The organism is Polycladomyces subterraneus (assembly GCF_030433435.1).
GTDB lineage: Bacteria > Bacillota > Bacilli > Thermoactinomycetales > JIR-001 > Polycladomyces > Polycladomyces subterraneus.
In genome coordinates this window covers 29,301-52,392 of record NZ_JANRHH010000034.1, presented here as the reverse complement: position 1 = coordinate 52,392, position 23,092 = coordinate 29,301, and the positions used below count along the sequence as shown (strand labels likewise).

Annotated in this window: 26 protein-coding genes; 19 read left to right on the top strand and 7 right to left on the bottom strand. The window is 53.2% G+C overall.

The genetic code is table 11. The features are described from left to right. Positions 1-15: 15 nt before the first annotated feature. Positions 16-1,296 carry a GTPase ObgE gene (gene obgE / locus NWF35_RS08395; RefSeq protein WP_301238606.1) on the top strand — a complete coding sequence of 427 codons (1,281 nt, stop codon included), beginning with the start codon at positions 16-18 and terminating at the stop codon, positions 1,294-1,296. A gap of 23 nt (positions 1,297-1,319) precedes the next feature. Then, positions 1,320-2,531, top strand: a complete 1,212-nt coding sequence (locus tag NWF35_RS08390) for a NupC/NupG family nucleoside CNT transporter (RefSeq protein WP_301238605.1) — start codon at positions 1,320-1,322, stop codon at positions 2,529-2,531. A 50-nt stretch (positions 2,532-2,581) separates the two neighbouring features. Here NWF35_RS08390 and NWF35_RS08385 read toward each other — a convergent pair whose 3' ends face one another. Then, on the bottom strand, positions 2,582-2,926 hold the full coding sequence (locus NWF35_RS08385; RefSeq protein WP_301238604.1) for a hypothetical protein: 345 nt from the start codon (positions 2,924-2,926) through the stop codon (positions 2,582-2,584). Further along, positions 2,917-3,387, bottom strand: a complete 471-nt coding sequence (locus tag NWF35_RS08380) for a low molecular weight protein-tyrosine-phosphatase (RefSeq protein WP_301238603.1) — start codon at positions 3,385-3,387, stop codon at positions 2,917-2,919. The genes NWF35_RS08385 and NWF35_RS08380 overlap by 10 nt, the downstream gene beginning before the upstream one ends. A gap of 162 nt (positions 3,388-3,549) precedes the next feature. Between NWF35_RS08380 and NWF35_RS08375 the strand changes: the two genes are divergently transcribed. From NWF35_RS08375 to NWF35_RS08350, 6 genes are all read left to right on the top strand, one after another. Further along, positions 3,550-3,999: an ACT domain-containing protein gene (locus NWF35_RS08375; protein WP_301238602.1), complete on the top strand. Its 450-nt coding sequence runs from the start codon at positions 3,550-3,552 to the stop codon at positions 3,997-3,999. A 45-nt stretch (positions 4,000-4,044) separates the two neighbouring features. Beyond that, a complete protein-coding gene (gene thrC, locus NWF35_RS08370) occupies positions 4,045-5,115 on the top strand; it encodes a threonine synthase (protein ID WP_301238601.1) in 1,071 nt (356 codons plus the stop codon). After that, on the top strand, positions 5,108-6,049 hold the full coding sequence (gene thrB, locus NWF35_RS08365; RefSeq protein WP_301238627.1) for a homoserine kinase: 942 nt from the start codon (positions 5,108-5,110) through the stop codon (positions 6,047-6,049). The genes thrC and thrB overlap by 8 nt, the downstream gene beginning before the upstream one ends. Positions 6,050-6,062: 13 nt before the next feature. Continuing rightward, positions 6,063-6,941 carry a prephenate dehydratase gene (pheA, locus tag NWF35_RS08360; protein ID WP_301238600.1) on the top strand — a complete coding sequence of 293 codons (879 nt, stop codon included), beginning with the start codon at positions 6,063-6,065 and terminating at the stop codon, positions 6,939-6,941. 236 nt (positions 6,942-7,177) lie between these two features. Continuing rightward, the gene (gene ilvE / locus NWF35_RS08355) at positions 7,178-8,086 is read left to right on the top strand and encodes a branched-chain-amino-acid transaminase (protein ID WP_301238599.1); all 909 of its coding nucleotides are present in this window, start codon (positions 7,178-7,180) and stop codon (positions 8,084-8,086) included. A 470-nt stretch (positions 8,087-8,556) separates the two neighbouring features. Continuing rightward, a complete protein-coding gene (locus NWF35_RS08350) occupies positions 8,557-8,856 on the top strand; it encodes a hypothetical protein (protein ID WP_301238598.1) in 300 nt (99 codons plus the stop codon). A gap of 352 nt (positions 8,857-9,208) precedes the next feature. On the opposite strand, the gene NWF35_RS08345 is transcribed toward NWF35_RS08350, so the two are convergent. After that, on the bottom strand, positions 9,209-9,493 hold the full coding sequence (locus NWF35_RS08345) for a cytochrome C oxidase subunit IV family protein (protein ID WP_301238597.1): 285 nt from the start codon (positions 9,491-9,493) through the stop codon (positions 9,209-9,211). A 69-nt stretch (positions 9,494-9,562) separates the two neighbouring features. Here NWF35_RS08345 and NWF35_RS08340 point away from each other — a divergent pair, with 69 nt between their 5' ends. Further along, positions 9,563-10,279: a hypothetical protein gene (locus NWF35_RS08340; RefSeq protein ID WP_301238596.1), complete on the top strand. Its 717-nt coding sequence runs from the start codon at positions 9,563-9,565 to the stop codon at positions 10,277-10,279. 6 nt (positions 10,280-10,285) lie between these two features. On the opposite strand, the gene map is transcribed toward NWF35_RS08340, so the two are convergent. Continuing rightward, positions 10,286-11,032, bottom strand: coding sequence for a type I methionyl aminopeptidase (gene map / locus NWF35_RS08335; RefSeq protein WP_301238595.1), 747 nt, complete (start codon positions 11,030-11,032; stop codon positions 10,286-10,288). Between the two features lie 149 nt (positions 11,033-11,181). Here map and NWF35_RS08330 point away from each other — a divergent pair, with 149 nt between their 5' ends. After that, positions 11,182-12,045: a polysaccharide deacetylase family protein gene (locus tag NWF35_RS08330; protein ID WP_301238594.1), complete on the top strand. Its 864-nt coding sequence runs from the start codon at positions 11,182-11,184 to the stop codon at positions 12,043-12,045. A gap of 61 nt (positions 12,046-12,106) precedes the next feature. On the opposite strand, the gene NWF35_RS08325 is transcribed toward NWF35_RS08330, so the two are convergent. The 3 genes from NWF35_RS08325 to NWF35_RS08315 are packed head-to-tail and all read right to left on the bottom strand — an operon-like array spanning position 12,107 to position 14,829. Further along, complete coding sequence (locus NWF35_RS08325; RefSeq protein WP_301238593.1) at positions 12,107-13,099, bottom strand: ABC transporter permease; 993 nt, start codon at positions 13,097-13,099, stop codon at positions 12,107-12,109. After that, positions 13,092-14,021, bottom strand: coding sequence for an ABC transporter ATP-binding protein (locus NWF35_RS08320; RefSeq protein WP_301238592.1), 930 nt, complete (start codon positions 14,019-14,021; stop codon positions 13,092-13,094). Before NWF35_RS08320 ends, NWF35_RS08325 begins: the two co-directional genes overlap by 8 nt. Beyond that, complete coding sequence (locus NWF35_RS08315) at positions 14,011-14,829, bottom strand: SGNH/GDSL hydrolase family protein (RefSeq protein WP_301238591.1); 819 nt, start codon at positions 14,827-14,829, stop codon at positions 14,011-14,013. The genes NWF35_RS08320 and NWF35_RS08315 overlap by 11 nt, the downstream gene beginning before the upstream one ends. A gap of 221 nt (positions 14,830-15,050) precedes the next feature. On the opposite strand from NWF35_RS08315, the gene NWF35_RS08310 reads away from it, so the two are divergent. From NWF35_RS08310 to qoxA, 9 genes are all read left to right on the top strand, one after another. Then, positions 15,051-15,626, top strand: a complete 576-nt coding sequence (locus NWF35_RS08310; RefSeq protein WP_301238590.1) for a LysM peptidoglycan-binding domain-containing protein — start codon at positions 15,051-15,053, stop codon at positions 15,624-15,626. A gap of 13 nt (positions 15,627-15,639) precedes the next feature. Next, entirely contained in the window at positions 15,640-16,587 is a 948-nt protein-coding gene (locus NWF35_RS08305) for a protein kinase family protein (protein WP_301238589.1), read from the top strand. Positions 16,588-16,658: 71 nt separating this feature from the next. After that, complete coding sequence (locus NWF35_RS08300) at positions 16,659-17,516, top strand: nitrilase-related carbon-nitrogen hydrolase (RefSeq protein ID WP_301238588.1); 858 nt, start codon at positions 16,659-16,661, stop codon at positions 17,514-17,516. Beyond that, positions 17,513-18,364 carry an NAD+ synthase gene (locus tag NWF35_RS08295; RefSeq protein WP_301238587.1) on the top strand — a complete coding sequence of 284 codons (852 nt, stop codon included), beginning with the start codon at positions 17,513-17,515 and terminating at the stop codon, positions 18,362-18,364. Before NWF35_RS08300 ends, NWF35_RS08295 begins: the two co-directional genes overlap by 4 nt. 37 nt (positions 18,365-18,401) lie before the next feature. Further along, positions 18,402-19,157: a YebC/PmpR family DNA-binding transcriptional regulator gene (locus tag NWF35_RS08290; RefSeq protein WP_301238586.1), complete on the top strand. Its 756-nt coding sequence runs from the start codon at positions 18,402-18,404 to the stop codon at positions 19,155-19,157. After that, complete coding sequence (locus NWF35_RS08285) at positions 19,150-19,704, top strand: GNAT family N-acetyltransferase (protein WP_301238585.1); 555 nt, start codon at positions 19,150-19,152, stop codon at positions 19,702-19,704. Before NWF35_RS08290 ends, NWF35_RS08285 begins: the two co-directional genes overlap by 8 nt. Positions 19,705-19,990: 286 nt before the next feature. Further along, complete coding sequence (locus tag NWF35_RS08280; RefSeq protein WP_301238584.1) at positions 19,991-20,923, top strand: polysaccharide deacetylase family protein; 933 nt, start codon at positions 19,991-19,993, stop codon at positions 20,921-20,923. Between the two features lie 225 nt (positions 20,924-21,148). After that, positions 21,149-21,751, top strand: a complete 603-nt coding sequence (locus NWF35_RS08275) for a nitroreductase family protein (RefSeq protein ID WP_301238583.1) — start codon at positions 21,149-21,151, stop codon at positions 21,749-21,751. Between the two features lie 421 nt (positions 21,752-22,172). Then, complete coding sequence (qoxA, locus tag NWF35_RS08270; protein WP_301238582.1) at positions 22,173-23,090, top strand: cytochrome aa3 quinol oxidase subunit II; 918 nt, start codon at positions 22,173-22,175, stop codon at positions 23,088-23,090. The last annotated feature ends 2 nt before the right edge of the window (positions 23,091-23,092 follow it).

Genomic DNA, 23,092 nt, shown 5'->3' with positions numbered 1-23,092 from the left:
GGCAGGTGGCGAGGAATGTTTGTGGATCAAGTCAAGGTGTTTGTCCGGGGCGGCGACGGCGGTAACGGGATGGTGGCTTTTCGACGAGAAAAATACGTCCCGCACGGCGGACCTGCAGGCGGTGACGGCGGCAGGGGTGGCGATGTCATTTTCCGCGTGGACGAAGGACTGCGCACACTGATGGATTTTCGCTACCAACGCCATTTCAAAGCAAAACGGGGAGAGAACGGTCGATCCAAAGGGCAGCACGGGGCCAATGCAGAGCCTTTGATCGTGCGCGTGCCGCCGGGAACCGTGGTGAAAAATGCCGATACCGGTGAGGTCATCGCCGATTTGACCGTGCACGGTCAAGAAGCGGTCATCGCCCGCGGCGGCCGGGGAGGACGGGGCAACATGCGGTTTGCCACACCGGTCAACCCCGCTCCGGAAATTGCTGAAAACGGCGAGCCGGGAGAAGAGCTGTGGGTGGAATTGGAGCTGAAGCTGCTGGCCGATGTCGGATTGGTCGGCTATCCCAGTGTGGGAAAATCGACGTTATTGGCCGTGGTTTCGGCTGCCCGGCCCAAAATCGGTGCCTACCATTTCACCACACTGTCCCCGAATCTGGGTGTGGTGGATGTAGGTGACGGGCGCAGCTTCGTTCTAGCTGATTTGCCCGGGTTGATCGAGGGTGCCCACGAGGGTGTCGGATTGGGACACCAGTTCCTGCGCCATGTCGAGCGCACCCGGGTATTGATCCATGTGATCGATATGGCCGGTTCCGAGGGACGCGATCCGTGGGAAGACTGGAAACAGATCAACCAGGAACTGAAACTGTACCGGGAATCGTTGGCTGAGCGACCTCAAGTGGTGGCGGCCAACAAGATGGATTTACCGAATGCCGAGGAACATTTGCAGGCTTTCCGTGAAAAGGTGGGACCGGACATTCCCGTTTATCCCATCTCGGCAGCGACGCGTCAAGGGTTGCGCGAATTGATTTATGGTGTGGCAGATTTGCTTGATCGGATTCCGAAACAACCCTCCATCGAGGCGGAACAAGATGAAACATACAGAGTATACAAAAGTAAACCGCCGGAAGAGCCTTTCACAATTCGCCGTGAAAACGATGTGTTTGTCGTCCAGGGCGAACGGGTGGAACGTCTCTTGAAACGGACCAATTTCCAGTATCATGATAGCGTTCGCCGTTTTGCGCGAATCATGAAGGAAATGGGCGTAGAAGATGCCCTGCGTGAAAAAGGGGCGAAAGAAGGGGATACGATCCGGATCGGGGACATGGAATTCGAATTAACGGATTGACAATGATGGGAAGGAGTTTTGGTGTGAATATATTGTGGGGAATCGCCGGCATGCTGGTGGTGCTGGGGATCGCTTTCCTGATGTCCACCGACAGGAAAGCGATCCGTCTGCGCCCCATTCTTGTCGGTTTAGCAATACAGTTTTCTTTTGCCTTTTTCGTGTTGAAATGGCCGATGGGGCGTGCCGTCTTGCAATGGTTCAGCTCACAGGTGGAGAAAGGGATCGGATATGCGGATCAAGGCATCCGATTTCTGTTCGGTCCATTGTTGGAAGGTCATCAGGCTCCGGTGTTTGCCCTTCAGGTACTGCCGGTGATCATATTTTTCGCTTCCCTGATCGGGGTGCTGTATTATCTCGGCATCATGCAATGGATCATTCAAATATTGGGCGGTACCATCTCCTGGTTGATGGGCACGAGTAAGGTGGAGTCATTGACCGCGGTGGCGACCGTTTTTCTCGGACAATCAGAGTCACCGATCCTGATCCGCCCTTATCTGACTCGGCTTACCTCTTCTGAACTGTTTGCGGTGATGACTGGTGGATTTACTTCGGTTGCCGGTTCGGTTCTGGTGGGTTATTCTCTGTTAGGAGTGCCGCTCCATTATTTGCTCGCGGCCAGTATTATGGCGGCACCCGCCGGCTTGGTCATGGCCAAAATCGTGATGCCGGAAACAGAAACCCCGCTGGCCGATGAAGATATTCGCATGGCCAAAGACACTGAATCGGTCAACGTAATCGATGCCGCAGCCCGGGGTGCGATTGACGGATTGAAACTGGCACTGAACGTTGGCGCATTGTTGTTGGCGTTTATCGGGTTGATCGCATTGATCAATGGGATATTGGGTGGTATCGGCAATTGGGTGGGGGTACCCGGACTGTCGATGCAAAAAGTATTGGGCTATCTCTTTGCTCCCATTGCGTTTGTGGTGGGCGTTCCATGGTCGGAAGCGATTCAGGCCGGCGGTTATATCGGGCAAAAGCTGATTCTCAACGAGTTCGTGGCTTATACTGCATTTGGTCCACAAATTCCTAATCTGTCGGAAAAAACGGTGGCAATCGTCACGTTTGCCTTGTGCGGATTTGCCAACCTTTCCTCCATTGCGATTCAGATCGGGGTGATTGGTTCGCTCGCTCCCAACCGTCGGAGCGATGTGGCCAGTTTCGGTTTGCGCGCCATGATCGCCGGTATGATGGGTTCGCTGTTGAGTGCGGCCATGGCCGGCATGTTGGTATGAGGTATCAAGACTGAAAACCGGCAGTCCGATGGGATTGTCGGTTTTTTGTTTTATGTTGACGATTTGCAAACCTGGATGTGTCTGTACGTGTCAACACCAACGGACTTGGGGCTGACGATATTGCCGTCACGGTATTGGAAAAAAAGTAAATGTGTCAACAGAAAACAACCGGCTGCCGTGGCGCCGGTTGTTGTGTTAATGTGGGGACATTTCGGCAACATGATATCCCCTCCAAGGCATAAGAGGGGATTGAGGTCGATTGCAAGAATGGAGCCGCCCTTTTTTGAGCCACAAAGGCGCATCTGGCAGATCCATTCTGTCCGGGTGCGCCTTTTGCTCGGATCTAAATTGACCGATGCACTCTGGCTTAAAGGGTGGTGAAAGATCACTTCCACCCTTGTTCCTCTTTGATCCGTTCCAGGAGACCGCGGCAACCGGCGGACACCAGCTCGTATACTTCTTCGAAGTTTCCCGTGTAGTAGGGGTCCGGTACTTCCGTATAGGTTGTTTCCGGAATGAAATCGGTCAACCGATAGAGGTGTTGGTGATTCCGGTCTGCCAAACGTCGCAGGTGGGATAAGTTGCTGTCGTCCATGGCGATGATGTAGTCAAAGTCTTCCAAATCCTGTTTTTTCACCTTACGGGCGCGAATTCCTTCGTGAGCGATGCCGTATTGTTTGAGAATGCGGCGTGTACCATGGTGAGGGGGTTCGCCCGTATGCCAGTCACCGGTGCCCGCCGAATCAACACGGATTCGGTCTTCCAAACCCTCTTCTTTCACCATGTGTCGGAAGACCGCTTCCGCCATTGGTGAGCGGCAAATGTTGCCCAAACAGACGAACAACACGGAAATCATGCTCTCTCCCTCCTTTGGAAATGATGACGAATTTTATGGTATCACAGTCCGGATGGATCGGCATTTTTTCTCACGGTTCAAAAAAATACTTGCCTGACAACGCTTCCACCTCTTATAATGTCCAAAGTAAACAAACATTTGTCTACTACAGGAGGACGTCGCATGGGATTTGAAGCAGACGCCTATTATTTGGTCAAGGGAGAGCTGTTACCGGAAGCGATACAGAAAACAGTGGAAGCCAAACAGTTGCTGGCGAAGGGAGAGGTTCGCACGGTTCAGGAAGCCGTGGAACGCGTGGGTCTGAGTCGCAGTTCGTTTTATAAATACAAGGACGGGATCTTCCCGTTCAATGCGATGGTCAAATCCAAGATCGTCACCATCTCGTTGACGCTGGAACACCGTTCCGGTGTGTTGTCTCAAGTGTTGCGCCATTTGGCGGAACATGGCGGAAATGTGTTGACGATTCACCAGACGATTCCGTTGCAAGGCGTGGCCAACGTTACTATGTCAGTAGATACCGTCTACCTGAATACCGATGTCACTCGTCTGATCGACGGGCTGCAGGAGTTGGACGGTGTCAGTCGTGCGATGCTGGTGGGGTCAGGCGAATAAACTTCCCGCACAAGGAATGTGATGGGAACAAAGGAGAGAGAAAGCATGTGGAGAGGACTGCTGCATCACTTTCGACAATATCTGCCGATCAACGATCACACGCCCATGATCACTCTGCATGAAGGAAACACGCCGTTGGTCAAAGCCGAAAAGTTATCCAAAGAATGGGGTGTGGAGCTGTATTTCAAAGTGGAGGGAGCCAACCCGACCGGATCGTTTAAGGATCGGGGCATGGTGATGGCCATCGCCAAAGCATTGGAAGAGGGTTGCCGGGCGGTGATCTGTGCATCGACAGGCAATACCTCCGCCTCTGCTGCAGCGTATGCCGCGCGGGTCGGATTGCGTTGTATCGTATTGGTGCCCAATAACCATGTCGCCTTGGGAAAATTATCGCAGGCCGTGGTCTACGGTGCGGAGGTGTTGGCGGTGGAAGGCAACTTTGATCAGGCACTTACATTGGTGCGTGAAATCGCCGACCAACACCCGATTACGCTGGTGAATTCGGTCAATCCCTACCGCTTGGAAGGACAGAAAACGGCGGCGTTCGAGGTGTGTGACCAGTTGGAAGAAGTGCCCGACATTTTGGCGATTCCGGTTGGCAATGCGGGCAACATCTCCGCATACTGGAAGGGATTTGTCGAGTACAAAAAAGCCGGTAAGATTGACCGTTTGCCGCACATGTGGGGATTTGAAGCCGAAGGGGCGGCGGCGATTGTCCGCGGTGAACCGATTGAACGCCCCGAGACGATCGCTACCGCCATCCGTATCGGAAATCCGGCCAGCTGGCATTTGGCAGTACGGGCGGCGGAAGAGTCCGGCGGACGAATCGATTGTGTTTCCGATGATGAGATCCTCAGCGCATACCGGATCCTGGCCCGTTCAGAAGGCATCTTCTCCGAGCCTGCTTCAGCCGCGTCGTTAGCCGGTGTGATGAAAATGCGGGCCCAAGGCGCATTGCGTCCTGGTTCCAAAGTGGTGTGCGTACTGACTGGCAACGGGTTGAAAGATCCGTCCACCGCATTGGAGGCGGCAGCGGTAAAGCCACGCGTGATCCCCTGCACGATGGATGCGGTGCTGGAAGAAATTCTGGAGGAAAAAGGTGTTTCCCATGTGTGAGCACAAGGGCATTGAAATCGCGGTGCCGGCCAGCACCGCCAACCTGGGCCCGGGGTTTGATTCGATTGGGATGGCCTTGAACCGTTTCCTTCGCATCCGGGCGTATCCCGCGGAACGGATGGAGCTGGAATTGATCGGCCCGCATCTTGAAGGATTGCCACAAGACGGTCGAAACTTCCTGTTACAGGTGGTGGAAGGCGCGTGCCGCTCTGTCGGTCAGACGGCTCCACCCCTCCACATTCAAGTGGAGAGCGACATCCCGTTGATGAGAGGGTTGGGCAGCAGTGCATCAGCGATTATCGCGGGCCTTTTGTTGGCCAATCATCTTTTGGGTGAACCGTGGGATCAGGAGGAAATTCTACTAAAGGCCACAAGGCATGAAGGTCATCCGGACAATGTGAGCGCATCACTACTGGGCGGTGTGGTGATTGGCTCATGGGACGGAGAGCGGGTGGATGTTGTGCAAGCCCCCTGCCCGGATTGGGATGTGGTGGCGGCCATCCCCGCATATCCGTTGCCAACTTCCCAGGCGAGGCAGGCGCTGCCGCCTCAGTTGCCGCACAATGAAGCAGTGTTGGCCAGCAGTCGGGCCAACTTGCTGACAGCCGCCTTTTTCACCGGCAAATGGGAACTGTTGCAGACGGCGATGCGGGATCGTTTTCACCAACCTTATCGCGCCTCGCTGATCCCTGGAATGGAGCGGGTGTTGCGAGAGGCACCGCAAAACGGTGCATGGGGGGCGGCATTGAGTGGAGCCGGTCCAACAGTGATCGCATTTGCACGCGAGACCGAGCCTCTCGTGGACTTTATGCGCAAGGCATTTGGTCAGGCGGGCATCCCCGTCAACATCGAAGTGTTGAAGCCTTGGCCCGATGGGGCAACTGTCCGATTGACAACATTCGAAAAATGGGGTACATTCATGAGAAACATCTAAAAGGAGATGAACGATGAAACCGACGATAGGGTATTTGGGACCGGAAGGCACATTCACACATGAAGCGGCATGTCAGCTATTTTCTGATCAGACCGTCCACATGATGCCGTATCCCACCATCCCGGATGTGCTGTCGGCTGTCGATCGGGGGGAATGCACGCATGGTGTGATCCCGGTAGAGAACGCCATTGAAGGGGCGGTCAACCTGACCCTGGATTGGTTGATTCACCAAGTGGACGTCCCCATCGTTGGTGAATTGGTTCATCCGATCACCCAGTGCCTGCTCGTTCATCCCGCGCAAGCCAACCGTCCGAAGGAGGCGTGGAGTAGGATCATCTCCCATCCGCAGGCGGTCGCACAATGTCAGTTGCATCTGCGCCATCATTATCCGCAGGCACAGGTGGAATTTGCCAACAGCACGGCAGAAGCGGCGGAAAAAGTGAGCCGGCATCCGGTGGAGGCGTGGATCGCGATCGGCACACGACAGGCCGCAAAGCGCTATAACCTGCACATACTGGCAGCTGATGTACAAGACTTCCAAAACAATTACACCCGCTTTATCGCGGTGGGCGCCCCTTTGCCAGCACGCCGCACACCGCCCGGTCAGTGGAAAACGAGTTTGTGCGTGACCTTGGCCAGTGATTTTCCCGGCGCGCTGCATCAAGTGCTGGCTACATTCGCCTGGCGCAAGATCAACTTGACGAAAATCGAATCACGTCCGACCAAAACGGGTCTGGGGAACTATTACTTTATTATCGATGCGGAAATGGAAAGAGAGCATGTGCTGCTGAAAGGGGCCATTGCCGAAATCGAGGCGTTTGGTTGCCAGGTGCGTGTATTGGGATCGTATCCTTGCTATCGTTCACAATCTGTTCAATCACTCTCCCGTTGACATCAAGCGGGAGGGGGTTTATAATAATCCTCAATATTCGAAATCATTGTTTTAGTCAGGAGGATACCTAGGGTTCCGCTTCGCCGAACCGGTGAAGGTCTGCGACCGAGCGGTATCAACACCGGATACCGGTGTACACCGTGGGGATAAAAGCCTCGAGCGGCAGGTTCTGACGTTTCGTTTGACCTGCACGGAAAAGGCTTTTTTATTTTTACCATTCTTGGAGGTGTCTTGGAGTGACAGAACGATGGGTTTACATGAATGGGGAGTATGTTAGAAAAGAAGATGCCAAAGTATCCGTGTTCGACCACGGCTTTCTATACGGGGACGGCGTGTTTGAGGGCATTCGCGTATATGACGGCAACGTGTTCCGGTTGAGGGAGCATCTCGTGCGGCTGTATGAATCGGCCAAGTCCATCCTGCTCCACATTCCTTACACGTTGGAAGAAATGGAACAAGCCGTGGTGGAAACGGTGCGGAAAAACCAATTGCGTGATGCCTACATCCGGCTGATCGTCTCGCGCGGCGTGGGGGGATTGTGTTTGGATCCGGAAAAATGTGCCCGGCCCGAGGTGATCATCATTGCCGATCAAGTCAGTCTGTTCCCGCAGGAGACCTATGAAAAGGGTCTGCATATTGTAACTGTTCCGACCCGTCGGAACGTGCCGGACGCCTTGAATCCGAAGATCAAATCGCTCAACTACCTCAACAATATCTTGGTGAAAATCGAAGCGAACCGCGCGGGTGTGGGTGAAGCCCTGATGTTGAATTCCGACGGATATGTGGCGGAAGGTTCGGGTGACAACATCTTCATCGTCAAACGCGGTGTGCTGTACACCCCGCCGGGGTATTTGGGAGCGCTGGAAGGCATCACCCGCCAAGCCATTATCGACCTGGCACATCAACTGCAATACCAGGTCAAAGAAGAGCCGTTTACGCGGCACGACGTCTATGTAGCGGACGAGGCGTTTTTGACCGGAACCGCCGCCGAAGTGATCGCGGTCGTCAACGTAGACGGTCGGGAGATCGGCGACGGTAAACCGGGCCCCATCACGCGCCAACTGCTGGAAGAGTTCCGTAGATTGGTTCGGGTGGACGGTGTGAAGGTATACCCCGAATCCACCGTCAGCGTACACGCCGGATGACAAAAGTTTAAAGGGATCATCAGAAGCAAGGGATGCATTATGCCCTTGCTTTTTTGTCTGAATAAAATACCCGGTCTAAATGGTCCGGGCTAAATCCACCATGCGTGTATCCAATCCCATTGCGATTGTGACTTGCCCCCACGGCTGAAGCACCAGAGTCACTCCCATTGGTCGCCGTGGGGTTTCTCGCTTCATCTGGCGTGGCAACCCACATCCACCCACGGCTTCGTCCAAGCCCGGGGTGGATGTAGTTTCACGGGTTTTCGCTCGCATCCCTGAAGGCCTGGGTTTCCCGTTCGATCTTTATAACTTATTGCTAGAAAATTGTAGTGAAAATTGTTTGCCGATCATTGTGTGGTGTCATGTTCAACCAGCGGGACGGGAAAAGACCGGTTGCACCCGGTTATATCATGCGTTAAAACAAAAAGAGAAACGCATCGTGATCTGATGAAGGGGAGAACATCACATCCATGCACAACAACGACTGCCGAATCACCACTGTAGAGATCAGGGGCGCTTTGGGGAACTGGGTCTATTTGGAATTAGCAGATTCATCGGGTGCCACGTTACGTGCCAAAGTGAAAAAAAGCGGCTGTTTTCATTGGGAGATTTACATGGAAGAACGGATCTGGATGGGAGACCGTCCCGTTGTCGGGTGGGTATTGAAAAAGCATGAGCACTGGAAAAGCCGGGCGGTCCGGGAAGCGAAAACGCTGCTGGATCGAAAGTGGCGCGAATTGCAGGCTATCAATCCCCAACAACCGGCATGATTAGCCGATGTGCCAAGAGAGGGGATCGTCCCAGTGCCTATCTGGAAATTCCGGGTGGAGCGAGTTCCGAAGCCCGACTGAGGCATCGTTCCGGCAGGAATGGAATCGCAGGTGATTTTTTCCTGAACGAAGCTTGGTCCATCCTGCGCCCTTGTTTCAAGCTGCCTTATCTGTATCCAGAGCGCAGATGGAGGGAGTGGGAAAGTGATGCGGGCCTATATGGGTCAAAAGGTCCAGGTCCATTGAGCCGTGATCAGACCGAACGCCACCTCGGCTTACGTTCGTCGCTAGCGTAGTAGCGAAACAGGAAAGAGCAGAAAAGGATCACCCAAGCTATCCAGAAGCTTCGTGATCATTTCGTATACCACATGTACCAAGCGAAGACCAAACCGAAAAAGATGCCGCTACTGATGAACAGTATGGGAAAAGCATTGTTTTTCTTTTCCTTGAGATGCATGAAGGAATACAGTTGCAAAATCACTTGGACAAATGCCAAAACGAAGAGCACCGGGACGACCATATTGGGCGGCATCCGTAGCCAAACGAGAGCAAACGCGACAGCACTCAGCACCATCATGGCCACAAAGGACAGCAGCATGGTGCGCATTTCGGTGTGGTTAGTGTTAGTTGATTTCATCATTTTGTTCACCTTGCGTCTAAGACGTTTTTTTACAGTATGGCGCAATAGAAGAAGTGCGATACCGACGTGGAAGCGAAAAAGGAAACATGGCTGTATGAGTTTAAAGAACGAGTGAGCCCGCTGCGGGTTTCTCTGCCGGAAGGACTGTTGTTGGGAGTAATTACCGGTTTAGGATACTTTTCCGCGTACCTGTCGGAGGTCGGGTACAAGGCGTATTTCCATCTGCCGTCCATGTATGCGGACATCAGCGTCAATACTTTGATCTTATCCGTCAGTATTATCGTGTTGATCTGCCTGCTGGGTATTTTGTCCTTGCAAGTTCCATGGATTCATCAGTACGGTCGGTTTGTGTTCCCCCTGTTGATCCCGTTGTCGTTGTGGTTTGTAACGAGTATCAAGATGGGATTTTTTTACTGGAAACACCCCTACAAATGGTGGGGGCTTTGCATATTCAACGTCGTGGCAATCGGGGTGCTTTTCGAGTGTCTGCACAGAAGGAGATTGCTGGCGAGTGCACTGGTGCTTGTCGTGTTGGTGGTGATCACTGCACGGATCAGTGGTGAATTGGTAGCTGAAAATCAACAGTGGTATTTGGTGGCGAAAAAACCACAACCCGTTGTTGTGGTGGATACTTATAAAGATGCGCTGATCGTAGCACCGATTAACCTGCAAAAACGGGCGATCCGTCCTCAATATCAATTGATTGATGCCAAAGCGGAACCGAACCAGGCGCTGTCCTTTCAGCCGATGCGGATTGGTCCGCTTCGAGTGGAAAACCGGTGACCGCTGCTACAACTTGGTCAATATTTGTGGTCCGTTCGATGTGATGGCGACAGTGTGTTCATATTGGGCGGACCATTGCCCATCCACTGTTCGAGCGGTCCAGCCGTCGGTATCAATTTTGGCTTTCCAATCGCCCATATTGATCATGGGCTCGATGGTGATGACCATGCCTTCTTGCAAACGCTGGCCGGTGCCGGGGCGACCGAAGTGGGGTACGACAGGTTCTTCATGGATCCGTTGCCCGATCCCGTGACCCACAAATTGTCGAACCACCGAAAAGCCCTCTTTTTCTGCCAAGGATTGGATGGCGTGACCGATGTCACCGATCCGATTTCCAACCACTGCTTGGCGGATACCTGCTTCCAGCGCTCGGAGTGTGGTCTGCAGCAATTGGCGTACGCGTGGGGAAACGGTCCCCACGGGATAGGACCAGGCAGAATCGGCCAGCCAACCGTTTAAGTTGACCACCATGTCGATCGTGACGATGTCACCGTTTTTCAGCGGCTCGTTATTGGGAAGTCCGTGGCAAATCACGTCATTGACGGATGCGCATGTGGCGTACGGGTATCCCATGTACCCCTTTTGTTCCGGTTTGGCACCATGTTTTTCCAAAAACTGCTCTGCAAACGAATCGATCTCCCGTGTTGTGACGCCCGGCCGGATACGATGGGCGATTTGCTTGTGACACAACGCGAGCAAATGTCCCGCTTTCCGCATGTTTTCCAATTGTTCCGCTGTTTTAATCGTGATCATGGGTCCTCCGTTCCTTGTTTTGTGATTTTACAGCGTATGAAACCAAACGGGAGATTGACAATAATGGGATTATCGCTCCAGTGGATCTGTCACCGATTCGCCCATCCGCCCATAAGATAAAGCGTGTCAAATTATCGGGGGGATGTGGCTTGTTCGGTCATGACAATCCTTATTATCCTTGGATGACATCCGCATGGCCATCTGTAGTTTCTCCGGTTCCCAGGCCGGAAATGGATTTCCCCTATATGCTCACTCCGTTCTCCGCTCCGCCACCCATTCCCACCGTGCCGGTGGAAATCAGTCAGTTGCCCCCGCTATCCGGTGGGCCGGAGCGGCCCGGACAACGTCCACCCTATTCACGGACGATTGATTGGGCCTCACTTTATCCCCGGGATATTTTTTTGCGCGGGCCAATGAACATACGGGAAGTGGCCCTGACGTTTGACGACGGACCGGATGTGGTATTCACTCCGCGGATTCTGAATGTCTTGCGTCGAACTAGTGTCAAAGGTACCTTTTTCGTCGTCGGCAGACGGGTTCAACGTTATCCGCGAGTGTTTCAACGCATGTTGCGGGAAGGGCACGAAGTGGGCAATCACTCATGGAGTCACCCCAAGATGTCGCGGCAATCGGCGGGGCAAGTCCGAAGGGAACTGCGTAGAGCGAGTGACGAGATGAATCGGGTTGGGAACGTGCGGCCCCGTTTTTTCCGACCGCCGTACGGTGCTTTGAGTGAAACCGTGATCCGGGAGGCAGTGGGGGAAGGGTACAAAATCATTTTGTGGAACGTGGACAGTCTCGACTGGTCAGGCATTCCGGGGACGGTCCTCGCGACCAATGTGTTGTCGCACATTCGCCCCGGATCGATCATTTTGATGCATTCGGCCACGGGAAGAGGGGGCAATTTGCAAAACACGGTCCAGGCTCTGCCGAGGATCATCCAGCGACTGCGCCGCGAGGGATACCGTTTTGTCAAGGTATCCGAACTGCTCGATTTGCCGGCATATCGATAATAAACGGGAACACGCACCCGGTGGCCTTCGGATCGGGAAGGATGCGGTTCCCGTTTGTTGTTCATGCCAACACATCGCGTCGGGTGAAAACAGCAAATGCGACGATGAGACTGACCAGGGACCAGACGGACAGCACGACGATAGAGAAGGGAAGCGTCAACCCTTCCACCATCGTCGGTGAGCCGGAAAGAAAATTGGTCAGCTCAAGATTGGTGAAAGCGAGATATTTGAGCGCAGACCAGGAAGGGGCCAGCTGGGAAAGCAGGGTACCCGAAATCAGGGCAGCCATCATGATGCCCATACTGGCGGCCGTGCTGCGCACCAATACTGACACCATCAGCGAGATGGTAGCCACGGCGGCACAGGCGAACCATGCCAGTCCATAGCTCATCAGAATATATCGCCATTGCGGCACCAGATGGACATGAGCGGAGATCAGTTCTCCACCTCGCTCCTGAAACCCGGTCAACACAGGCATCGTCCATCCGGAGTATCCGAATAACACGCCGGAGATCACATAAGACAAAATGGCACTCAACAGCAACATCAGCGCCACGGCCAACTGCAGGGCGACGAACTTGCTCCACAACACACGACTGCGGCGAACCGGTCGGGTCAGGAGCAATTTGATGGTGCCTGCCCCGTACTCGGACGAAACCATGTCCGATGCGATCACCACCACCAGCAGAGGGAGAAACAGGGATAACGATTCTTCCGCAAATTTTCGAACGAATGTGGGTGCTCCGGGGCTGGTCGGGTTGATGTTGTGATCCAGGTAATATTGTTGTTGCTGTATGTTGAGACGAATCCAATTTTTCCACTCCTCCGGCACGCGGCTGGAAGACAAGCGGTTTTGCATGTCGATGATTTGCTGTTGCACGACGGCACGCCAATCGGAGGTGCCCAACTGTTTCACTGTATTTTGCACGGTGCGGTACTGAGCGTAGGTAAAAACCGGAATCAGTACGGCCAAGATCAGCAGGACGACCAGGATTCGCCGTTTGCGCAATATTTTCAGCAGTTCGTTGTATACCAAACCCGCGAAATTACGCAATGTGGCTCCCCTCCGTCGTCTCCAGGAATAGGTCTTCCAATGTGGGTCGTTTCTGCTCAATGCCGACCACGTCCACTCCCGCTTCCAACAAGGCACGGTTGGCTTGAGCAATTCGCTCTTCTGGCATCTGTGTCAACACGCTACCGTCTTCCGATGTGTCCAGGATTACGACATCGGGTAGGGAGCTTAGTACTTGTTCGCCTTTCGGAACGGATCGCAGGTGCCACTCCACACGGGGATATCCATCCAACAATTGCTGGACGGTACCGGTTTTGACTAAGCGGCCCTGGTGGATGATGGCGACCCGATCGCACATCAATTGCACCTCGTGCAGAATGTGGCTGGAGATGAACACGCTGATGCCTTCCGTTTTGGCCAATTGCCGGACAAATGCCCGCAGCTCCCGGATTCCGGCGGGGTCCAGTCCGTTGGTCGGTTCATCCAAAATAAGCAACGAGGGACGCCCCAGCAAGGCTTGGGCAATGCCGAGACGTTGCCGCATACCGAGTGAATAGGTGTTGACGCGATCGTCGATGCGGTGCTCCAGCTCCACCAACCGGACGACTTCCTCGATTCGCTCCGCGCTGACGTCTCCCTGCATACGGGCGAAAATCTCCAAGTTTTCTCTCCCGGTAAGGTAGGGGTACATCTCCGGATTTTCCACGATGCAACCCACATGGCGGATCGCACGCAAAAAGTCGTTTTGCAAATCATGTCCGGCGATGTGGATCGATCCTGCAGTGGGCCGGATCAACCCGACCAGCATACGGATCGTGGTCGTTTTCCCCGCGCCGTTGGGTCCGAGAAAGCCAAAGATTTCGCCTGGATTCACTTCAAAGGAGATGCGATCCACGATGGTACGCGAACCGATTGTTTTTGTGAGGCCCTCGACTGACAAGACGGGTGTAGATTCATTGGGCATGAGTGTCACCTCCGCTTGACGGATTCATCACCTGGATCAATCGTTGTGCCATCAAGCGATAACCGTCCGAATTGGGGTGGAAATGGTCGGTATACAGGTATCGATCGGGATTGAGTTGAAACAGGTCGAACGTGGGTACCACCACCACGCGGGGATACTGATTGGCCACGCGTTGCAGTGTATCGTTCCACTCCAAGATGAGATGGGAAGTTTGGGTCTTTCCCGTCAAGTTTCCGAACGGGTTGTACAAACCGAACACGAAAACGGGAGCGTTCGGATTGTACTTACGAATATTGTCCAGAATGTGCTGCAAATTTCGCTCATAGAGCCGGAGGCCTTGTTCCGATGCGACCGTATTGATGCGGTCCGGACCACCGCTTTCCCTGAACAGGTCGTTTCCACCGATGGTGAAGGTGATCCAGCGGGCAGAACGCAATAGTTGACGAACACGGGGTTCATCGGTTTGTTGAGCCAATTGGGTAGAAGTCTGACCTTTGACCGCCAGATTGACCAGACCGATGGGATGCCGAGTTTGCTTCTCCAAGGCATCCCGGACGTAACCGATATAACCTTTACCGGAGAGATCGCCCGTTCCCCGGGTCAGTGAATCACCCATACCGACAAGGAGCCCGTTGCCGGCAGTAACGCTCGTCGGCTCCTGTTTACCGGCAGAAGCAGGGAAGGCCGGTTCATCCGGTGGCGACAAGACCTCTTCGACACCGAGAACAAATCCAACTGCAAAAAGGAGCAAGGTTGCACAGGAGATCATGCTGACCAAAAACCATACGGGATTCGGTTTGATTTTCATCTCGAATCGCTCCTGTCAAAGGGTTCCAAGCCTACGATATCGATTTGCGCATGATCTCGTCAACTATACGCTCCAACGAAATGGCAACATTTTTGTTAAAGTAAGCAAATCGCCCATGGGTGCATATGATGTAAGTAGACGTTCGACCGTGATACTGGACGCTTCCGGATCGTCGGAGCGTGTTCCTTTTTCAACGGAGTTTTTTTGGGAGGGAAGAACGGATGAAAATTCATATTGTGCAATCGGGGGAAACACTGAATGACCTGTCGGCGCGTTACGGTGTTTCCATCGACAAATTGAATGAGCTCAACCCACAATTGAGCGACGGAAACGGATTGACACCGGGAACCAAAGTGAAAATACCCACGGGTCGGGTAAAGGTAAAAAACACATCCTTCTCAAAATCGACCCAAGGTGAGAAGGAGTCTTCCTACCATAATGATCCTCCCCCTCACCCCCCTCACCCCCGTCGTCCCATAGTCCCGCGCATCCCGACACCGGTTCAGCCCCCAGGTTATCCGAGGCCCTTTCATCCCGGCATACCGCCCATACCCTATCCCCCGTACGAGTTCTATCCGCCAGTGTTTCCCTACACACCCGATTATCAGACGTATTATCCGCCGATGTACTCGCCTCATTGGCACGCCTGGCCGTCACAATCACCGGGGATTCCACGTGCTTCAAGACAACAATCTGATCTTTCGCGGACGAAAGCCGTTGAGGAATCTCCGACACCACCCGCTTTTGAATGGGAAAGCGCGGTGGAGACGGCGGAAAGTTCATCAGCGGAATATTGACGGGGAAGGGAGTATGAAAGAAAAAGACCTTCTGCGAGTGGCCGATGTGCTGGGCACACCGGTCTGGGGAGCGGAACCGTTTCGGCGCTTATGGCGGGTACGCACCTCCAGAGGTGATTGGGTAGCCAAACGGGTGCAGCACGTTGCTCACCTGTACTGGTGGCTATGGGTGGACCGGGAGATGCGAATGCGGGGCTTCCATTTGATGCCGCAGATTCGGACGGACGGGAAACGATGGGTGTTGACTCCGCTCATTCCAGGACAACCGGCTTCGTACAAAAAGTTGTCCGATGCACGGAAAGCGGCGCGTCAACTGGCCTTGTTTCATCGGTTGGGAGACGGTTTGCAGACCCGTCCATATCATCAGGGGGAATATTTGCTGGAAGAGCGCTTGGACACCCGGTTGCGCGAGTTTTACCGGACGATAACGACACTCGGAGATACGGACCACGAGTTAGCAAGTTTGATGAAAACATATGGTTCATTTTTTTATCAAGCCGGGGTGGCGGCAATGTCGCGTTTGAACGCGCTGGGTCTGCGAAAATGGGTGAAGCGGGATCGTCGTCTTCACCGTTTGGCGCACCGGGATTTGGCCAGTCACAATTGGGTGATGGACACAAAAGGACAGTTGTGGCTGATCGATTTTGAGACTGCTGATTATGACAGCCAGCTGGGTGATGTATGGCAGTTGATGTCCCGCACACTGTCCGAACATCACTGGGCACCGGATATTTATCGGATGCTCCTGGCCGAATACGAAGCGATTCGTCCTCTTTCCGCCGGGGAAAAGACATTGCTCGTCGCTCTGCTTTCGTTTCCCAATGAATTTTTCCGGGAAGCGGTTGGTCTTGTCCAAGAGAAGAGAGGATACGCACTTGTCAAATCCCTGCCCTATCTCAAACAGCTCGTCCGGGACCGGGAACATTGGCAGCGATTTCTTGAAACAATAAGATCTTGGTAGCATGGAAGGCTTATGGTATCATGAAGAATGATTTCATAAGCCTTTTTTTGTTGTTTTGAGGAGGCCGATCGATGAGAATAGGGTTGGCGCAGATCCGTCCCGCACTGGGACGGTTGGATCGCAATCTCGCATTGCACCGGGAGATGATCCAGCAAGCGAAGGAGAAGCAAGTGGATCTCGTTATTTTCCCGGAACTCAGCTTGACGGGATATCAACTGCAAGATTTGACGTATGAAGTGGCCCGGACGATGGACCATCCCGAGATCCAGGAAATGGTATCGCTGTCCAAAGAGGTGGATCTCGTGTTCGGGATGGTGGAAGAAAGTCCGGATCATATTTTGTATAATGCCGGTGTCTATGCGAGCGGCGGCCGGATCGTGCACGTCCATCGCAAAGTCTATCTGCCCACGTACGGCATGTTTGACGAAGCCCGGTATTTCGGGCGTGGTCGGAATATCCGCAGCTTCGAGACCCGATTTGGACGGATGGGCATGTTGATTTGCGAGGACATGTGGCATGTTTCGGCGCCGTATCTGTTGGCCCAGGACGGGGCGGAATGGCTGATCGTTCTGTCCAATTCCCCGGCTCGACGCGTGGGAAGTGAAGGGCTGGGGTCCGAGCAGGTGTGGCACCGTCTGCTTTCCAATCATGCGATGCTGCAAGGGTCTTACGTCTTTTTCGCCCATCGTGTTGGTGTTGAGGACGGCGTCACCTTTTTCGGCGGGTCGATGGCCTACGATCCGTTCGGCCGTCTGATCAAGCAAGGCGCCTTGTTCGAGCCGGAATTGGTGTTGGTTGACGTGAAGCCGGATCAGATTCGCCGGGCCCGTTTCCAAATGCCGATGTTACGCGATGAGGATGTGGAGTTGACGGCGCGCGAACTGAACCGGATCATTGCCCGGCGGACGGAGGAGGGGACCCGGTCATGAACAAGATCGAAGAGATGTTGGCGCGAGCACCGTATTTACGGGTAAATGAAAAACTGACCGTCGCTATCTTGACGCGGGCACTGCGGGAAGAGGTGGAAAAAGCTGGATTTGACCGGGTCATCCTCGGATTATCCGGCGGTATCGATTCCGCCCTGTCGTTGTATCTGTGCGTCGAAGCGTTCGGCAAAGATCGTGTTACGGCCGTGCGGATGCCGTACAAAACGAGCAGTCCGTCCAGTTTGGCCGATGCGCAGGCGGCGATCGACGACACGGGTGTGGAGTCGCTCACCATCGACATCACTCCGCAGATCGACGCCTATTTTGAGCGGTTTCCCGATGCCACCCCGCTCAGACGAGGAAACAAAATGGCGCGCGAACGGATGACGATTTTGTATGACCTGTCCGCCCAATACAACGCATTGGTGATCGGTACCAGCAACAAGACGGAGCTGTTGTTGGGTTACGGAACCCAATACGGTGACATGGCGTCGGCGGTCAATCCGCTCGGGGATCTGTACAAGACGCAGGTACGCCAACTATCTGCCTACCTGGGCGTCCCGCAACAAATCATCAACAAACCGCCGAGCGCTGATCTGTGGCAGGATCAGACGGACGAGGGAGAATTGGGTTTCAGTTACTTCGACGTCGACCGTCTCCTGTACTACTTGATCGACTGTCGCTATACACGGGAACAGCTGTCGGAGCTGGGGTTCCCTTCCGATTTTGTGGAAGGGGTGACCCGCCGGATCGTGCGAAATCAGTACAAACGCCGACTGCCGGTGATTCTGAAGCTGGGAGACCGCACGATCGGCGTCGACTTCCGTTATCTTCGCGACTGGGGCTTATAATATAATACGGATGACGCTGTGGGAAGAGGTGTGGAACATGGCTGGTCATTCCAAATGGAAAAACATTCAACATCGTAAAGGACGGCAAGACGCACTGAGGGGCAAACTATTCGCCAAACTGGCTCGCGAAATCTTCGTCGCCGCACGGGAAGGCGGCCCGGATCCCAATAACAACCAACGGTTGCGCCTGGCCATCGCCAAGGCACGCTCGCAAAACATGCCCAACGACAATATCGAACGGGCAATCAAAAAGGCGACGGGCGAAAACGGGGGCAACAACTACGAACATATCGTTTACGAAGGGTACGGTCCCGGCGGCGTTGCGGTGATGGTGGAGGCCTTGTCGGACAACCGCAACAGGACTGCCGCCGACATGCGTCACATTTTTTCCAAACGGGGCGGCAACCTGGGTGAATCCGGCTGTGTGGCCTGGATGTTCGACCGCAAAGGGTTGCTGGTAATCGACCGGAGCCAAACAGACAAGGACGAGGAAGACATTTTGGCTGTGGCGTTGGAAGCCGGAGCGGAGGATTTCCAAACGACGGATCAAACCTATGAAATCACGACTGATCCGGAAAGCTTTGAAGAAGTAAAAAATGCGCTGGAAGCCGAGGGACTGTCCTTCACCACCGCCGAAGTGACGATGGTGCCGCAAAATACGGTCCAGCTGTCAGGAGAAGACGTTCCCAAAATGCTGGCCTTGATGGAAGCGTTGGAAGACCATGACGACGTGCAAAACGTCTACGCTAACTTCGACATCAGCGAAGAGGAAATGGAGAAATACAATGGTTAAACCGTTGTTCGTCGGTGAGCGAGTTCGGTTGAGCCCGCTCACCGATTCCGATTTGGATGTGATTGCACAATGGTATGCGGATGGGCAATGGATACGTATGCTGTCCGCTTTTGATGTGCCTATGACACGGGAGAGGTTGGAACAGTGGCGTGATCGTTATCAGAATCATGAGAAAAGTTTTTTGTTCGGTATCCGTACACAGGATGATGATCGGTTGGTAGGCATGGTCACACTTGAGGACATATTGTGGAATCACGGAACGGGATGGTTGTCGATCTCGATAGGGCCGGAACACCGGGGTAACGGATACGGCGTGGATGCCTTGCGGTTAATCTTAGATTTTGCGTTTGACGAATGCAACCTTCACCGCGTCCAACTGACCGTTTTCGCCTACAATCGCCCTGCTGTCGCATTGTACGAGAAACTTGGATTTCAACGGGAAGGATGTTACCGCGAATTCCTGCATCGTGATGGTCGTCGTCATGATATGTGGCTTTACGGGTTGTTGCGGAGAGAGTGGGAAAACGGCAAAAATAATATCCACTGATTTCCATATGTGATTTCACAAAAAAAAGATGGGAGAGGAAGGAAAGTAGTCAAAAACGATTATTTTCTACTATTTCAATAGAAAATCAGGCCTGTTTGCAAAATGTCGAATCGTGACGATCATGGTACAATGAAATCGTCCGTTCGTTCGATCGGTTTGGGACGGCAGGCATAACCAAAAAGGTGCGGTGACGGGAACTGCACCTTCTCTTTTTGTGTTATTGTTTTTCAATCACCTTGACAAATGAGTAGAGAGAGATTTTGGGGAGAAATGGGAGGGAGCGCATTTGCGACTGTGGACCCGTTTCGTGCTTGTGGGGTTGATGGTCATGCTGAGTGCGGGCTGTTCGGGTCAAGTGACGGCGAAACCCGCCCCGCACTCAAACACTAACCATCAACAACCAAACACGGCGCAACATCAAGCATCTGTCTCAGACACAAACCCGCAATCCAAACAACCCTCATCTTCGATAACAGAGAAACCGACTGGGGAACTGCCGGATGAAGAGCCGTTGACTGATCAAGCCCAGACCGATTCCAAGAAAAGCTCCACCCAACTGTCTGAGCAAAAATCGTCCGCCGAATCCGAGCCGTTGATCTTTTTTAAGGGATCGGGCGGAAAAAAAGCCGTGGCGCTTACCTTTGATGACGGACCGGATACATACTACACGAATCAGGTGTTAAATATCCTGAAAAAAGAAGGTGTCCACGCCACCTTTTTTGTCACCGGGAAAAATGCTCAAGCACACCCGGAGATGATCCGGCGGATTCTTCAGGAAGGACATGTGTTGGGCAACCATTCTTGGAATCACCCCGACTTGACCCGTTTAACGCCCAGTCAGGCAGTTGAGCAGATTGAACGGACCAATACGGTCATTTTCAAATTGACAGGCTTGCGAATGCTGTTGTTCCGTCCGCCGTACGGAAAGCTGAATGATCAGCTCGAACAGCGGTTTCATCAGCTGGGTTACACCATCGTCGACTGGAGTGTGGATACCCGCGACTGGGCGGGGACGCCGGCCGCCAAAATCATGCGCTATGTGCGGAACCAAACGGGGCCGGGCGGCATCATCCTGCAACACTCGGCGGGAGCACGCGGACATTTGGACAACACGATCAAAGCATTGCCGCGAATCATTCAATACCTCAAATCACACGGCTACGAAATTGTGACGGTACCCGAGTTGCTGGACAAACCGGCTTATGCCGGCATCAGATGAACACCAACACCCCATGCAACATGCATGGGGTGTTAACACCTCTGCCCCTTCAATCGTTTTTCCGCTTTAAGCCCCATTTTTTTCAGCCATCGGATCAGTTGCTCCGTTTCCCTGTCGTCAAACCCCGACATAGTCAGGTGCAGTTATACAGCTTGTTGCGATATAATGATCGTAAAATTAATGATTTCAAAAAATGAGAAAAATGCGTGAGGAGGAACATGTTGCATGACCCTCAGCGTGAAAGAAGCCATTGAAAGCCGGCGCAGTATTCGAGAGTATGAACAAAAGCCCATTCCGCGTGAAGATTTGCAGGAGATCCTCCGGTTGGCCCATTTGGCACCCAGTGCGTGGAACGTGCAACCGTGGCGCGTGATCGTCGTGACCGACCCGGAATTGAAATCACAATTGCAAGAGGCAGCTTACGGACAAAAGCAGGTCGGCTCGGCTCCCGCTGTCATTGTGGTGACCAGCGATATGGAGGATGTACTCCAACATCCCCGGGAATTCGCACACCCTAATATGCCGCCTGAAGCGGTGGACCGGTTGGAGAAGACCATTTTGGATACGTTCGGACCGCAAAGTGTAGAACAACGCGGAGCGTGGGGAGCTGCTCAAACATACATCTTTTTGGGGTTCCTGCTCATTGCGGCCAAAGGAATGGGATACGACACTTCTCCCATGCTCGGGTTTGACCCCGTCAAGGTGCGGCGGCTTCTCAACCTGGCGGATCACGTACAAATCCCTGCTTTGGTGGCGATTGGCAAAGGTGTCGAACCCGGCTATCCCCATCACCGCCATTCACTGGACCGCATCGTGACGTACCGTTAATGCCCTGATTCGATTTTCCAAGGTCGATCCTCTACGGGATCGACTTTTTTTTTTTTTATCCAATCCCGATAAATCCAGCTTCTCTTTTTCATCCTTCGTATCAAGGGCTTTTGAAGGATGGAGGTAATTTTTCCCATATATGTGACGTTTTTTTCGACAAATGGTGGCTGATTTGTTTCAGCTTGATGAAATTCGTTTGAAATCGAGCGGAAACCGAGGACTGCATGAGAAAGGATTTGATATGATTGGATGGAATCAAAATCCTTTATATCCAAAGCCCTAACATATCCTGAAACACCCTGAATTTACCGGTTATTACCGGGATAATACCGAAAGTGATCAAGCATCGGCGAAGCCATGAAATCGATTTATGTGAAATGTTGAACAATTCTTCGCTGGTGCGGGAAAGGGGATAAAGACGATGGAGCCATTTCGCAAACGTTTACGTCAATGGCTGACACTAATCGGCTTGTCGGCAGTGTTGCTGCTGGCGGGCTGCAGTCGTGAACAATATGTGGTACTGGATCCGAAAGGCCCTGTCGCGAAACAACAATATGATCTCATCGTTTGGTCGTTCGGATTAATGTTGATCATCGTTTTGGCGGTGTTTGGGATTTTTGCGTACGTGATCATCAAATATCGGGCCAAACCGGAAAACAAAGGATACGAACCGCCGGATCAGGAGGGTAGCAAACTCCTGGAGATGATCTGGACATTGATTCCCGTCGCAGTCGTCATCGCATTGGCGATTCCTACGGTGAAGGCGACATACGGCTTGGAAAAACAACCATCCAGTGACAGACCGCCGATGACGATCAAGGTGACGTCGGCGGATTGGAAATGGATTTTCCGTTATCCCAAGGAAGGAATTGAGACAGTCAACTACGTGACGATTCCTGCCGATACACCGGTTCAGTTTGAGATGGACGCGGTGGGACCAATGAACTCGTTTTGGGTTCCTTCACTGGGCGGACAGGAATATACCATGCCCGGCATGGTGATGCATCTGTGGTTGCAGGCGGATCATCCCGGTGTGTACCAAGGGAGAAGCGCCAACTTCTCCGGTAAGTATTTCACTCACATGACCTTTGACGTAGTCGCCAAGTCGCCTGCGGATTATGACAAATGGGTTCAGCAGGTGAAGAAAACCGCACCGAAACAGACGGAAGCACAGTATCTCAAACTGTTGGAGCGCGGTTTGGCGAAGAAAATGACCTTCTCTTCCTACCCCAAAATTGCCGATCAAGCGGGATTGATCGGGGACGTCAAAGGCATCAAAAATCAGATGAACCGGCCGAAAGAGCCTGTCACCGGAACGATGCACCATCACGCCCATTGAGG

Coding starts and splice junctions, on each gene's coding strand:
- obgE (WP_301238606.1), top strand. CDS start 16: ATGTTTGTGGATCAAGTCAAGGTGTTTGTCCGGGGCGGCGACGGCGGT.
- NWF35_RS08380 (WP_301238603.1), bottom strand. CDS start 3,387: ATGATTTCCGTGTTGTTCGTCTGTTTGGGCAACATTTGCCGCTCACCA.
- NWF35_RS08375 (WP_301238602.1), top strand. CDS start 3,550: ATGGGATTTGAAGCAGACGCCTATTATTTGGTCAAGGGAGAGCTGTTA.
- thrC (WP_301238601.1), top strand. CDS start 4,045: ATGTGGAGAGGACTGCTGCATCACTTTCGACAATATCTGCCGATCAAC.
- thrB (WP_301238627.1), top strand. CDS start 5,108: ATGTGTGAGCACAAGGGCATTGAAATCGCGGTGCCGGCCAGCACCGCC.
- pheA (WP_301238600.1), top strand. CDS start 6,063: ATGAAACCGACGATAGGGTATTTGGGACCGGAAGGCACATTCACACAT.
- NWF35_RS08350 (WP_301238598.1), top strand. CDS start 8,557: ATGCACAACAACGACTGCCGAATCACCACTGTAGAGATCAGGGGCGCT.
- NWF35_RS08345 (WP_301238597.1), bottom strand. CDS start 9,493: ATGAAATCAACTAACACTAACCACACCGAAATGCGCACCATGCTGCTG.
- map (WP_301238595.1), bottom strand. CDS start 11,032: ATGATCACGATTAAAACAGCGGAACAATTGGAAAACATGCGGAAAGCG.
- NWF35_RS08320 (WP_301238592.1), bottom strand. CDS start 14,021: ATGCCCAATGAATCTACACCCGTCTTGTCAGTCGAGGGCCTCACAAAA.
- NWF35_RS08315 (WP_301238591.1), bottom strand. CDS start 14,829: ATGAAAATCAAACCGAATCCCGTATGGTTTTTGGTCAGCATGATCTCC.
- NWF35_RS08310 (WP_301238590.1), top strand. CDS start 15,051: ATGAAAATTCATATTGTGCAATCGGGGGAAACACTGAATGACCTGTCG.
- NWF35_RS08305 (WP_301238589.1), top strand. CDS start 15,640: ATGAAAGAAAAAGACCTTCTGCGAGTGGCCGATGTGCTGGGCACACCG.
- NWF35_RS08300 (WP_301238588.1), top strand. CDS start 16,659: ATGAGAATAGGGTTGGCGCAGATCCGTCCCGCACTGGGACGGTTGGAT.
- NWF35_RS08295 (WP_301238587.1), top strand. CDS start 17,513: ATGAACAAGATCGAAGAGATGTTGGCGCGAGCACCGTATTTACGGGTA.
- NWF35_RS08290 (WP_301238586.1), top strand. CDS start 18,402: ATGGCTGGTCATTCCAAATGGAAAAACATTCAACATCGTAAAGGACGG.
- NWF35_RS08285 (WP_301238585.1), top strand. CDS start 19,150: ATGGTTAAACCGTTGTTCGTCGGTGAGCGAGTTCGGTTGAGCCCGCTC.
- NWF35_RS08275 (WP_301238583.1), top strand. CDS start 21,149: ATGACCCTCAGCGTGAAAGAAGCCATTGAAAGCCGGCGCAGTATTCGA.
- qoxA (WP_301238582.1), top strand. CDS start 22,173: ATGGAGCCATTTCGCAAACGTTTACGTCAATGGCTGACACTAATCGGC.